The 13,204-nt window shown below is 55.5% G+C and carries 10 protein-coding genes and 1 riboswitch; all 10 genes read right to left on the bottom strand.

Going from position 1 to position 13,204, the window contains the following annotated elements; genetic code table 11:
* Positions 1 to 171: 171 nt before the first annotated feature.
* Positions 172 to 252: riboswitch (ZMP/ZTP riboswitch) on the bottom strand.
* A gap of 39 nt (positions 253 to 291) precedes the next feature.
* A complete protein-coding gene (locus GOM71_RS04050) occupies positions 292 to 882 on the bottom strand; it encodes a low molecular weight protein arginine phosphatase (RefSeq protein WP_156278467.1) in 591 nt (196 codons plus the stop codon).
* 112 nt (positions 883 to 994) lie between these two features.
* Positions 995 to 1,507 (bottom strand): manganese efflux pump, encoded by a 513-nt coding sequence (locus GOM71_RS04055; RefSeq protein WP_253944697.1) that lies wholly within the window; start codon positions 1,505 to 1,507, stop codon positions 995 to 997.
* Between the two features lie 157 nt (positions 1,508 to 1,664).
* On the bottom strand, positions 1,665 to 2,756 hold the full coding sequence (locus GOM71_RS04060; RefSeq protein ID WP_156278469.1) for an L-threonylcarbamoyladenylate synthase: 1,092 nt from the start codon (positions 2,754 to 2,756) through the stop codon (positions 1,665 to 1,667).
* Positions 2,757 to 2,899: 143 nt separating this feature from the next.
* Entirely contained in the window at positions 2,900 to 3,658 is a 759-nt protein-coding gene (gene spoIIR, locus GOM71_RS04065; protein ID WP_156278470.1) for a stage II sporulation protein R, read from the bottom strand.
* Between the two features lie 599 nt (positions 3,659 to 4,257).
* Entirely contained in the window at positions 4,258 to 5,196 is a 939-nt protein-coding gene (gene prmC, locus GOM71_RS04070; protein WP_156278471.1) for a peptide chain release factor N(5)-glutamine methyltransferase, read from the bottom strand.
* An 82-nt stretch (positions 5,197 to 5,278) separates the two neighbouring features.
* Positions 5,279 to 6,349 (bottom strand): peptide chain release factor 1, encoded by a 1,071-nt coding sequence (prfA, locus tag GOM71_RS04075; protein WP_367649461.1) that lies wholly within the window; start codon positions 6,347 to 6,349, stop codon positions 5,279 to 5,281.
* Positions 6,350 to 6,793: 444 nt separating this feature from the next.
* On the bottom strand, positions 6,794 to 7,429 hold the full coding sequence (locus GOM71_RS04080) for a YcnI family copper-binding membrane protein (RefSeq protein ID WP_156278472.1): 636 nt from the start codon (positions 7,427 to 7,429) through the stop codon (positions 6,794 to 6,796).
* A 142-nt stretch (positions 7,430 to 7,571) separates the two neighbouring features.
* Positions 7,572 to 9,239 (bottom strand): copper resistance CopC/CopD family protein, encoded by a 1,668-nt coding sequence (locus GOM71_RS04085; RefSeq protein WP_253944688.1) that lies wholly within the window; start codon positions 9,237 to 9,239, stop codon positions 7,572 to 7,574.
* 188 nt (positions 9,240 to 9,427) lie between these two features.
* Positions 9,428 to 10,528 carry a redox-regulated ATPase YchF gene (gene ychF, locus GOM71_RS04090; protein ID WP_156278473.1) on the bottom strand — a complete coding sequence of 367 codons (1,101 nt, stop codon included), beginning with the start codon at positions 10,526 to 10,528 and terminating at the stop codon, positions 9,428 to 9,430.
* 334 nt (positions 10,529 to 10,862) lie between these two features.
* The gene (locus tag GOM71_RS04095) at positions 10,863 to 13,181 is read right to left on the bottom strand and encodes a methyltransferase domain-containing protein (RefSeq protein ID WP_156278474.1); all 2,319 of its coding nucleotides are present in this window, start codon (positions 13,179 to 13,181) and stop codon (positions 10,863 to 10,865) included.
* Between the last annotated feature and the right edge of the window lie 23 nt (positions 13,182 to 13,204).

Below are 13,204 nucleotides of genomic sequence, written 5' to 3' on the forward strand. Positions count from 1 at the left end.
CGGCCATATAGCCCTGTCATTTTCGTGTTCTTCCCGAGCATACGGTCTTATTATACCCAAAGCAGAAACGGCTTGCTTTGTTTTGCGTTGAGAAATATGCGCAAGCCTTCGGCACCATTCGAATGCGGCCGAAAAGACGAAAAAAGAGCATGACATGCTCTTCAGCATGCTGCTCTTTGCCCAGGCGACCGGCCGTATGTTCCGATGCTCCACCGTGGTTGCCCACTTCCGTCGCCAGTCACATCGGAAACCGTCTTTGTACCTTCATCATAGCCGAAACCTAACTGAAAATCAATAATGTGTTTCGCTGTTTTTTAGCTTTTCCAGAAGCTTCTGCAGCCCGACTTCGATTTCATTCGCGCAGCTGCGATACATATCAAGCGTGCCGCCAAACGGATCGACAATATCCATGCTCGGAATGCGCGACTCCAGCTCAAGCAGCTTCGCCCGCTCTTCCGCTGTCAGCTTTTGCCCGAGCGCCTGCTTCAAATGCATCTCCGAATAGAGTCTCTCCAGCTCTTCGATATCGGCAACCGCCGACTCATTCTGATGCGCAAACTCCTTCAGCGTATGGGTTTTGTCGACTGCCTCGGGATACCATTGAAGCAGACCTCTTTTATGTCCGGAAGTCATCGTTAGAATCAGATCCGCCCAATCAACCGCCTCGCCGCTAATGGACCGTGATGCTCCGTGATGCTCAACGCGCTTCTCGCGAAGCGTCTGTGCGGCATGGCCAGAAATCGCCAATCCGTCAATCGTGGAGACTCCGGCTGAACGAACCTCGATCCGTAAACCTTCGCGCTGCGCCATATCTTTCAGCATCGCTTCAGCCATTGGCGAACGGCAAGTATTGCCGGTACATACGAACAAGATGCGAGTCAAGCTGCATCCCCCTCTCTATTGGTGAGCACGATCATTTTCAACATAGCTCTATTTTATCATATCTCTGAAAGGTTAAGTTAACAGGACAAAATTAGCATTTTACGCCCGCTGCTTACAAAATAAACAGAACGCCAAACACAAAAAGAATGGCCCCTCCGAACGCTTCGCCGTAACCGCCAAGGTTGCGGCTCACTTTGCGGCCCAGCATCAGCCCCATGCTCGACATCAGCCCGCCGAAAAAGCCGAACAATAAAATCGCCAGCAGTAAATCGGCCGCGAACATCCCGAGCGTCACGCCGACAGAAAAAGAATCGATGCTTACGCTTAATGCAAAAACGATCGTGCCCCAGCCGGAGCGATAATCGAACGCGCGCACCTCGTCCCCCTTGAGCGAATTATAAATCATATGCCCGCCAAGCAGCACAAGCAGCACGCCGGCTGCAGTCGTCGCCACATGGCCAAGCAGATCGCTTACAAATTGACCGGCAAAGATGCCTCCGAGAGGCATAATAATATGAAACAGCGCAATAATGCCGCTTAGCCGCAAAATATCGCGCAGCCTGATTCCTTTCAATCCAATGCCGATGCCGAGCGAAAAAGCATCCATGCCGAGCGCCATCGCCATAATAAGCAGCGTCGCAAACTGACCGGCGTGCAATGCGGCGTTATCCACGTCTCTCGCCTCCCTGTCCATCCATTCTTTACCCAACATATGCGGGCAGGCGGACAAACATACAAAGAGGTTGAAGCCGTTGGACAAAACGCGTAAAAAAACAATGCGGTTACAGCTGCGTAATTCGATTGCCTGCCGCTTTAGCGAGCCTGTTCATCAGCGCCATGCCGATGCCTTGCTCCTCGCAGCCTTCCGCCCAAATGCGCTGGACGCCTTCGGCGTCAAACTGCCGAAGAGCGGCGTACAAACGCTGCGCCGCCTGTGCCAACTGGCTTTCGCTGCCGTAAGAGAGCACGGCATCGGCAGCGAACTGCGGCGCGCGCTCAGCGAACGCGAGCACGCCGGTTTTCTCGCCGCGGCTCTTCGCTGCGGCGACTTGTTGTTCAATATATGCGGCGACTTTGGCGGCGTCGCCTTGGACGATCTCCATTACGCCGCGCGGGGCGTAATGCGTATATTTCATGCCCGGCGAGCGAGGCGCTTCCGCCTCTGCCGCCGCCGATTCTGTTGGCGGCGGAGGGGCGTCGACCTCCGCTTCGGGAACGGCGTGCCGCAGCTGCTCAGCTGTAATGCCGCCAGGCCGCAAAATGCGAATCGCATTCGGACCGGTCAGTTCGACCACCGTCGACTCCAAACCGACGCCGGTCGGCCCTCCGTCTACAATGCCGCTAATCGCGCCGTCCAAGTCTTCCAGCACATGCGCCGCTGTTGTCGGGCTAGGCCGCCCGGAGCGATTGGCGCTTGGCGCAGCGACCGGACAGCCGGCCCCTCGAATAAGCGCTAGTGCTGCCGTATGGTCGGGCATGCGTACGCCGACCGTCGCAAGTCCCGCCGTTACGAGCGGCGATACCGCATCCGGCAGCACCGGCAGCACAATCGTCAACGGCCCCGGCCAGAACTGTTCCATCAGCCGGCTAGCCAGCTGCGGATACGGATGCACCAGTCCATTCAATTGGCTGACATCCGCAATATGTACAATAAGCGGATTGTCGGACGGTCGTCCTTTTGCCTTGAAAATGCCGCTTACCGCGTCCGAATTCCGCGCATCCGCCCCTATGCCGTATACCGTCTCTGTTGGAAAAGCGACCAGCTTCCCTGTCCTTAGCAATTGTGCAGCCTCGGCCAGCTGCTCGCTTAACGCGTCCGCAGACTGCTCGGACGATTGTTCTTCAACAATCCGCCACTGTTTCGTCGTCATCATCTATGCTCAACCTTTGCTCGTTCGTAATGGAAAATGAAACTTCGGCAACTTACTAATGGCGTTATTATAACACATGCCGATTTGGCGACAAGGTCAAGCTTTAGATTGTGAGATTGAGATTGAGATTGAGATTAAGATTCAAATTAAGCAAACAGGCCTTTTAACCAGGCGCCTAGCTTTTGAAGCATTTCCCACAGGAAAAACTTCGCTTCCGGCGCTTCGCCTTCTGCTTTGTCGGCATCGGCGGCTTTGGAGCCGGATTCCGCTTGCTTTTTGTCGGCCTTAACAAGCTTGGCATCTGTTTGATCCGGCGATTGAGCGGATTTGGCAGTTTTGTCGGAAGCGGCATCCGCAGACGCCAGAGCTGCTTCATCAGCCGGCGCAGCCTCGCCCGTAGCCGCATCAACAAAGCAGAGCGGCGGGAAAAGCACGCACCACCAGTTTTGTCCTTTGCCTTCGCCAAGCGTAATCAGCAATGCTTCATATTCACCGGCAGGATACACGTCTCCGCCGTACATTTTCGCAGGAAAAGGAACCATGCCCAGTTGGGCGCTATAGGAGTAATCAAAGCCGCGGCTTTCCAGTACGTCGCCAACGATCGCTTCAATTTCGCCCATGTGGCTTTGCATCGTAACACGCGCTTCTTCAATCGTTTGCGGACCTGTTACCCAATTGTTCATGGCGTCCACAACAGCGTCCCGAACGACGCGTTTGACCGCTTGATCGGCAGGAGCGTCCGAATTGGCTAAAATGCGCAGACGAATCGATTCTTGCGGGATTTGACCGCTCGCAACAGCAGCATCCATCTGCTGAAGCTCCCAGCTCATAATGAGCATAATAAGAACAAAAATAATGTATCCGTACGATTTACGATAAGAAAAACGGGAATGATTGCGGGACATATAACACAAGCTCCTCTCGATGCACCCGTCGGTGCTTCAGCTTGCGTTCCGGAACGTATCTATCCGTCAGTATGTCCGCGATTCCCGCTCTATAAACCTTTGAATCTATAATCTCTTTAAAAAGATTGCTAGAAGCGCGAAAATGGCCTTACAACTCGGCGCGCTCCTGCGGGGCGCGGCTGTAAGGCCGGTTTTGGGCTTACAGCTGTTTTGTTTGCCGCTGGCATGCCTATTTTCCGCGCATGTAAGCGCGAAAATGGCCTTACAACTCGGCGCACACTTGCGGGGCGCGGCTGTAAGGCCGGTTTTGGGCTTACAGCTGTTTTGTTTGCCGCTGGCATGCCTCTTATCGCGCATGTAAGCGCGAAAATGGCCTTACAACTCGGCGCGCTCCTGCGGGGCGCGGCTGTAAGGCCGGTTTTGGGCTTACAGCTGTTTTGTTTGCCGCTGGCATGCCTCTTATCGCGCATGTAAGCCCGAAAATGGCCTTACAACTCGGCGCGCTCCTGCGGGGCGCGGCTGTAAGGCCGGTTTTGGGCTTAAGGCTAACGCCGAAGCCCGACTAGACGAGGGAGCTTCTCGAGCTATGGCGCCTCCGCCTAGTTCGTGTGCTTAATCGCCAACACATGCCGTTCTATGCCGGCATAGTCGTTGATGATGCGCACCTCGTCCCAGGCGCCGAACGCCTCGAGCAGCGCGGCAACGTCGCGAGCTTGGCCCATGCCAAGCTCGAAGCCGACGATGCGCGGCGTCTGCCGCAGCAACGGCAGCTGCTCCGCCATGCGGCGGTACGGGTCCAGCCCGTCCGCCCCGCCATCCAGCGCGAGCCGCGGCTCAAAGTCGCGCACCTCGCGCTGCAAGCCCGCGAGATCATCCGCCGGTATATACGGCGGATTGGACACAAGCACGTCGGCCGCCAACCCGGCCGACGCCCCCTCGGCGCCGACCGCGAACGGCGCCAGCAGGTCGCCCTGCACGAACGAAATGCGGTCCGCCGCCTCATGGCGGACCGCATTCGCGCGGGCGACAGCGAGCGCGTCCGGCGACAGGTCGGACGCGTTCACGCGCCAGCCCGGACGCTGCGCAGCGAGCGTCACGGCGATGGCGCCGCTGCCGGTCCCGACGTCCAGCACCGTCGGCGCGGCAGCGCCCTCAGGCGGCCATAATGCGTCGGCCGCCTCCAGCACCGCCTCGACGAGCAGCTCCGTCTCGGGGCGCGGGATCAAGACGGCCGGTGTCACCGCGAACGGCCGTCCGTAAAACCATTGCTCGCCGATAATATATTGCACCGGCTCGCCCGCTGCCTTGCGGCGAACGGCATCCATCCATGCCTCCGCCTTCTCAGAAGGAAACCGCTCCGCCCAATCGCGGAGCAGCGCGGAACGCTCGATGCCGAGCACATGCAGCAGCAGCCGTTCCGCATTCGGACGCGCTTCCTCCACGCCCTGCTCAGCCAAAAACGAAGAAGCCTGCAAGCAGGCTTCCCTAATCGTATAGGCCGGCTCATAAAACGGCCGGTCAGCAGCCTTTTCACTCATTGAGATAGTCCCCTTATCTTCAAATCCATATAAGAAAGAGGCGCAAGCGAAAGCTTGCACCTCTCCCCAATCGAACGAATGGTTAATTCAGTTCTTTCTCCAGCAATTCCGCTTGCTCAGCGATCGTCAGCGACGACACGATTTCCGCCATGTCGCCGTTCATCACTTGATCGAGCTTATGCAGCGTCAAACCGATGCGGTGATCGGTTACGCGGCTTTGCGGAAAGTTGTATGTGCGAATCCGCTCGCTGCGGTCGCCCGTGCCGACTTTGCTTTTCCGTTCGCCGGCATATTTCGCTTCTTCCTCTTGGCGACGAATGTCGTAAATGCGGGCGCGAAGCACCTGCAACGCTTTCGCCTTGTTGTCATTTTGCGATTTGCCGTCCTGGCAAGTCGCCATGATGCCTGTCGGCACGTGCAATACGCGAACCGCCGACTTTGTCGTGTTAACGGACTGACCGCCCGCTCCACTGGAGCAGAACGTATCGATCCGGATGTCTTTATCGAGAATTTCAACTTCAACCTCTTCGATCTCCGGCATAACCGAGACCGTCGACGTCGATGTATGAATACGGCCGCCCGATTCCGTAACCGGAATGCGCTGCACGCGGTGTGCGCCGCTCTCGTATTTCAGCTTGCTGTAAGCGCCTTTGCCCGTGATCATAAACACGACCTCTTTAAAGCCGCCCAAATCGTTCTCGCTAAGATCCATCAGCTCTACGCGCCAGCCCTGCGCATCCGCGAATTTCGTATACATCCGATACAGGTCGGATGCGAACAACGCCGCTTCGTCGCCGCCGGCAGCGCCGCGGATTTCCACGATTACGTTCTTGTCGTCGTTCGGATCCTTCGGCAGAAGAACGATCTTAATGGTTTCCTCAAGCTCTTCCTTGCGCGCCGAAAGCTCTTCGATTTCCATTTTTACCATTTCACGCATTTCGTCATCGAGCTTCTCGCCCTGCATCACTTTTGCGTCATCCAGCTGCTCCGACACATGCTTATATTCAGTATAGGCTTCATAAGCCTCCTGCAAATCCGACTGCTCCTTGGAATATTCCCGCAGGCGTTTCGGATCGCCGGCCACGTCCGGATCGCACAGCAATTCGCTTAGCTTCTCGTAACGGTCGGCTAGCGCTTGTAAACGGTCCAACACTTTTCGTCACCTCTGTCATTATTCCGCATTAATACCCTTTATTATAGCATATCAGCGCAATCGTTACGACTGGTGTATTTGCCTAAGTGCGAGAATGCCCTCAGCTTTCTATTCCTCCCCTTATTTCTTGCGCTCTGACGACCGCCTAATCATTGCTCTAACAGCCTGCATGGCCCTTAGAGTACATAAAATAAAGAGACCCAGCACCTCGTAGCGGACTTCAGTGCCCTTACACTCGAGCAATCCGCCGAAGTTGGCCGAAAACAAGTCGATTTCTTTTTCCTAACGGCCTGCGAGGCCCTTAGATTGCACTAAAAGAGAGACCGAGCGGCTCGTAACGAACTTTAAGGCCCTTACGCCAGTAACAAGTCGCCGCAATAAAACACATACAAAAAAACTGTCCCGTAAAGTCTACATAGAGACCTTGCAGAACAGCCCTTCAACTTACTTTTTCTTTTTTGCCGCTGCCGTCACAAGCGCTGCCGCACCAAGAACGACTGCCACGATGGACAAAATAAGCGGCAGCTGCGATTCCGACTCGCCTTGCTCGCCAGCCGCTCCCGCATGTGCGGCAGCCCCTGCTCCGTGACCGTCTCCTTCGCTGGCGACGTCCGGCGTCACCTTCTGCACCGAGGCAGGCTTATCCGCATCCTCCGCTCCAACCCATTCGACGATGCTGTTATCGCTGTATGTCTGATAGGCGCGCCATACCAGCTCGGTTGCCGTCTCGCTTACTTTGCCGCTCATGCGGAACTCGGTAAATTCCGTCTCTTTAAGGCCGCCGCTTTCGGCTGTCCAAGTTACGCCAACGACGCCGCCGTCGGCATTTTTCTCGAGCTCATAGCTCCAGCCCTGCTTCGGTTCGACGCGTGATACCGATGCGCCGTCCGCCACCTTCACTTGCACCTTTATCGTATTCACGCCTTTAGTCTCGCTAGGTACGCGCACAGTGAATACTTGATAGGAATTCGCCGGCACCTCTTTCGGTTGCACCGTTACGTGCGCGCTAGCCAGCCCCGCGAAAAGAAACAAACCAACCGCGACAGACGTCGCCGCGAACCATGTTTGCATTTTTTTCATCCTCATCCCAACCCCTTCCGATAATTGAACCGCGAGCTCTCTTGCTCACGTTCCCAAGTATACGGAATACCGAAGGGGCGGTCATGACTCGAATGGGCTATACAATCGTGAAAAAATTGTGTCCTTTACGTCATCGCCTAATTTAGTAATTCACAAAGCTGACCTCTTTTACAATCTCGACATCCTCTTTCGTCAATATCCGAATTTCCGCCTTCCATTTGGCCGCATACGGCAGAAAAGCGCCTTTCGCTTGATACGACGTGCGGACGAAGCCCTCGAACGTATCGTAAGATTGATCGTCAAACTTAGCGATCGGAACGTCGATCGGCGCATCCTCGCGCCCTTCCGAGCGAAGCCTCAACACGACTGACTTCGGTTCGCCCAGCTGCTCCGGCAGCCAAACTTGAAGCGTCGCCGCATTGCTCCCGCCCGGTATATTCGGTGAAATTTCCAGCGTATAGTGCACATCCTCGCCCATCTGATGATAATGAACCGGATCATTGGACGGCAGCGGGCTTACGTAAGTGAATATAGCCGCGATGCCGACGATAACGAGCATAAGCGCTGTATCGACCCGCAGCAGCCTTCCATCGGGAATGCCGCCCTTCCTCATTCGCAGCCGCAGCCAAGCCCCCGTCGCAATAACGAGCAGCGTCAGCCCGGCTTTTATAGTCAGCATAACGCCCCATGGCGTCAACCACAAATAGGACAGCTTAGGCAAAAAGAGCAGCGTCATACCGATGCCCGTAACGACAAGAGATACGAGCGCAATCAATGCCCCCCGGGAAAAAAACGCTCCGAAACGTCCCGCTTCCTTCCGATCCTCGAACCAAAGAACGAGCAGCGCGAGCAAGCCTCCCGCCCAAATTGAAGCAGCGAGCAAATGAATCCAATCACCTGCAATCGTGAGCAGCTTTGGATCATTTGCAGCCGGATGTCCCAGCATGCTCTCGACAGCAACAATGATTAATGCCCACAGCAGCTGTACAGCTGCGCGTATTCCCGTTCCCTGCTTTATGCTTAATATCGCGAAGCCCGCCAGCGTAAGCGCGATTAATTCCAGCCATGCGCGGCCGGACGCCGTACCGGTAAACAGCTGCCCCCAGGCGCTAAGCGGCTGCCCCTCCATAATATCTTTCGACTGCAGAAAAATAAGGACAAGCAGCGAAAGCAGCAGCGCCCTCAACGAAATGAGCAGCAAGCGGCGGAAAACAGCTGCAACAGAATCATTTGCTTTACGGTATGCAGCCCCCCAGAGCATGAGTCCCGCCGCAATCAAGAGCGCGGCATAATAAATAATTCTTGCGGTATAAAGCAGCCAATTGTCGCTGGACAACGCATGGGAATCCGTTTCTCCTCCGCCATAAACATCATTAAAGGCGGAGCCGTCCTTCCACTCCGGCGGATTGCCGACGACGAAAACATAGGAGCCGCTTACTGGATGCCCGTCCTCCGATACAATCCGGTAGGACACCGTATAGACGCCTTCCGCAAGCTCCGGCAGTTTGAGGCTTAGCGTCGTTCGGTCTCCGCTAAGCGCAGCCGTTTCTGATGTTACTTTCCGCGCTTTCGTGTCCAATACTTCCAAAGCCCCGACACCCTGTTCGATCGCCTCGCTAAAAACCAGCTTCACCTCAGGCGGCGAAGCCGTCATTTTCTCATTCGCCTGCGGAGTCGCGCGATCCAGCGTCGCGTGCGCGAAGGCGGACGGCGCGAACGCGCCAAACAAGCCTCCGACTATTATGATCAGAATGAAGCATTGAGCGATGACCCGAAGCGGCAGCATGCTTCTTTTACCTGTTATCATCATGGCATTATCACTTCCTTTGTTTGCCTAGTCGAAACTTTTAAAAACGTATACTTAAACAGAGTAATTCATTTCAAACAAAGCCGCATGACTCTAAAGAGCTACTGCTGTGCCAGCCTCAACGCGCCTAATCAGGCCAAGCACGAAAAAGAAGACCGCGAAGGTCTCCTTTTCATACTGCCTTTATAAAACTATACGTTGAAACGGAAATGCATAACGTCTCCGTCTTTTACAACATAATCTTTGCCTTCAAGACGAAGCTGACCGCGCTCGCGGGCAACGTTCATCGAGCCGGCTGCTGCGAGATCGTCAAACGATACGACTTCAGCGCGGATAAAGCCGCGTTCGAAGTCGGTATGAATAACGCCGGCCGCTTGCGGAGCTTTCGTGCCTTGGCGAATCGTCCACGCGCGAACCTCTTGCACGCCAGCCGTGAAATACGTGTACAGGCCGAGCAGTTTGTATGCTGCCGCGATCAAACGGTTCAGGCCGGATTCCTGCAAGCCCAGCTCCTCAAGGAACATCGCTTTATCTTCGCCCTCCAGCTCGGCGATTTCTTCTTCAACGCGCGCGCTGATAGGCACAACTTCCGCGTTCTCGGCAGCGGCGAAGTCACGAACCGCTTGCACATACGGGTTGTTGTCCGTATCGGCTACTTCGGACTCGCTTACGTTTGCCGCGTACAGCACAGGCTTCATCGTCAGCAGGTGAAGGTCGCGAAGAAGAAGCTTCTCGTCGTCGCTCAGCTCCAAGCTGCGAGCCGGCTTATCGTTGTACAGCGCTTCTTTGACGCGCTCCAGCACTTCCACTTCCTGAGCGATCTTTTTGTCGCCGCCTTTCAGGTTTTTGCGGGAACGCTCGATTTTGCGGTCAACGGAGTCGATGTCGGCGAGAACGAGCTCCAAGTTGATCGTCTGAATGTCGCCAAGCGGATCGATTTTGCCGTTAACGTGCGTAATGTTCTCGTCCTGGAAGCAGCGGACGACGTGAACGATCGCGTCAACCTCGCGGATATGCGCCAAAAACTTGTTGCCCAAGCCTTCGCCTTTGCTCGCGCCAGCTACAAGGCCGGCGATATCGACAAATTCGAATGCGGTAGGCACGATGCTTTTCGGCGTAACCAGTTCCACCAATTTTTCGAGACGCTTGTCCGGAACTTCAACGACGCCGACGTTCGGATCAATCGTGCAGAAAGGATAGTTTGCGGATTCGGCACCCGCTTGTGTAATTGCATTAAACAAAGTCGATTTGCCGACATTTGGCAAACCAACGATACCAGCTTTCAAAGCCATGCGATAAAGCACCCCATTTTCCCGAAGTAACAATCTCTGGTCATTATACCCGATGCGCCGATACAAGGAAAGCCTGCAGAAAATTCACGCGTGAAGCCCGTCCATTGCGCTCGTTATTATGTAAGGCCGTTTTCGGTCTTATTTCCCGCACCGGACTCCTCTCATGGAACGTTAAGACCGTTTTCAGCCTTAAAAGCGGCCTTGCCCACCTGCGGGCACTGCTTCGGTCCCCTTTAAGGCCGTTTTCGGCGTTATCTTCTCGCGACCGCTTCCCCAACACGAAAATAAGGCCGTTTCCGGCCTTACTCCATTCAAGCACATCAAGCGCGCAGGATCAGCGCCGCTTCTTGCGGCACACGGCGATGACGTACATCGGCTCGCAGCTTTTAAAGCGATTAAGCGGCACCGGCTTGTGCCCCTGCGGCTCCATGATGCGGCCGGCATCGCGTCCCGGCACGAGACCGCTCATTTGGCGGAGCCAATTCAGCGACGCAAACCTGGAATCGTCGACCGGATTTTGGCCGAACATCGCTTCGATATCGTAATGTTCGAGCAGCTCCCCGACAAGCTCCGACGTTCGATATTCAAACTGATGAAACGAATTATGCGGCTGCTCCTCATAGTAAAGAGGGGGATTGGTCACCGTCCGGTTCGGCGTGGATACGATAAACAGCCCGCCATCCTTCAGCACCCGCGCCGACTCGGCAAGCCATGCCGCCCCGTCCGGCACATGCTCGATCGTTTCAAAGGAAACGACTGCGTCAAAGCTTCGGGAAGCAAAAGGCAGCTGCAACACGTCGCCAACGGCGAAGCGTATGCCTTCGCCGCCGTAATCGCGCTGCGCAAGCTCCACTGACCGGGCATCCACATCAATGCCGAATGTCTCCGCAGCTCCCGCCCGGCGCAGCATTGCGCTGCCATAGCCCGCTCCGCATGCGGCATCAAGCACAGTAAGCCCCGGCACATAACGGCAAGCCAGCTCATAGCGAGAAATATGCTCTTCATAGACATCTCCGTAATGCTCTTTCACCTCACGGTTAATGACCAGCCGCTCGCCGCTGAAGCTTACGTCATTTTGTTCCGCAAGCTGATGAGCTTCCGCCGCGTCCTGCTCCACTTCTATCGCCCCCGCTATTCCGTCCTTAACATCATCAGAAGCTGAAACTGCTACTGCAACTGAATCTGAACCCGCATCGCCCGCAAGCTGAACCGCGTCTCCATTGCGGCCGTACATTATAAAGCTGCCGGCTGTCAACCGGCCGTCAACCGGAGACCCTGTCCTATTGACCAATCGTTCAAGCGCCTCGAAATCGACGCCCCCTTCTCCGCCTATATGCGTACCTTCACCGCCGCTGCCGTCGTCATTCAAATATATCGAAAGATATTGAAGACCTGCTTGTTCGTACAGCGCCTTCGCCTGCTCGATCGAGTACATTTCCGCCATCTGCTGACCCGCAATTCCATTCGCAGGATTCATATATTCAAGCAAATGGCGATAATAATGCCGATTAACGAACGAACCGGCTAGCCAGCCTCCCGGCTTCAAGAGCGAACAAAGCAACCCGAACTGCGAGCTATCCGCAAAACGATGAGCATCGCCAATGATGATTCCGTCGAGACTGCCGCCTTCAATCGGCCAGCTCCCGTCTTCCTCGGCTTGCAAAAGCTTAATTCCAGCCGCTGCGGCTATTCGCGAAGCGCCCTCATTGGGCTCCGCTCCGTAAAGCGCCGCCTCGGGATAGCGTCGCTTCAATCGCAGCAGCGTCGCGCCGCAGCCGCAGCCGATTTCAAGCAATTTCGCTCCGCCTGCCGCCGTAATCCTGCCGCCCGCCGGCAAGCTCGGCGGCGGCGCTTCCTGCTCGATCAACGAGACCATATCCATCCGAATGGCGAGACCCGCTTCGGAGGAAAATCCCCATTTCTCAATAAAGCTCCGTTTCCCTAAATCGTAAGATTTCTGAAACAGCTCCCGATCCGCTTTGAAGCTGGCGCTGCCATAATGATGCACGAACGCGTCGCGACAAAGCAGCAGCTTGTAGCCCGCCAGACGAAGCCTCAAACTATAATCGTCATCTTCAAAGTTGCCCATTCCGAACCTTTCATCCAATCCGCCAATCGCTTCATAAGCTTCCCGTCGAATCAGCATACAAAAGCCGACAAGCTTAAGACGCTCCTCTTGCGCCCCGGCGTCCGCCCCACCCCCGCTTCGCAGCGCCACGGCAAACTGCTCCAGTTCCTCCACAGTCGTATACAACGCGGGGATCGTACTCCAGTAGGACGCCGAGTTCGTTACCGGACCAACCGCGCCGACTGCATCATCGCTTATCAAGCCTCGCTTTAGCCCTTCCAGCCATCCCGGCGTTACGAGCGTATCGTTATTCAGCAATAGCAAAAAGGCGCCTCTCGCGAGCTCAAGCCCTTGATTGCACCCTTTTGGAAATCCTGTATTATAATCGTTTGCTATCACTTTCAGATCAGCCTGTTCGGACGCCCATTGTGCCGTTCCGTCCTCCGAGCCGTTATCGACCAGAATCAGCTCATAGCTATTCGCAGCCGTATTTCTTCTTATGCTGTCTACACATTGCTTCGTCAACGCAAGCTGATTGCGGGCAACGAGCACGATGCTCGTCAAACCGTCCATAAATGCCCCCATCTCACGCGCCTCCCCTTGCAGAT

It is taken from the genome of Paenibacillus sp. NEAU-GSW1 (assembly GCF_009737085.1).
In the GTDB taxonomy this organism is placed as follows: Bacteria; Bacillota; Bacilli; order Paenibacillales; family Paenibacillaceae; genus Pristimantibacillus.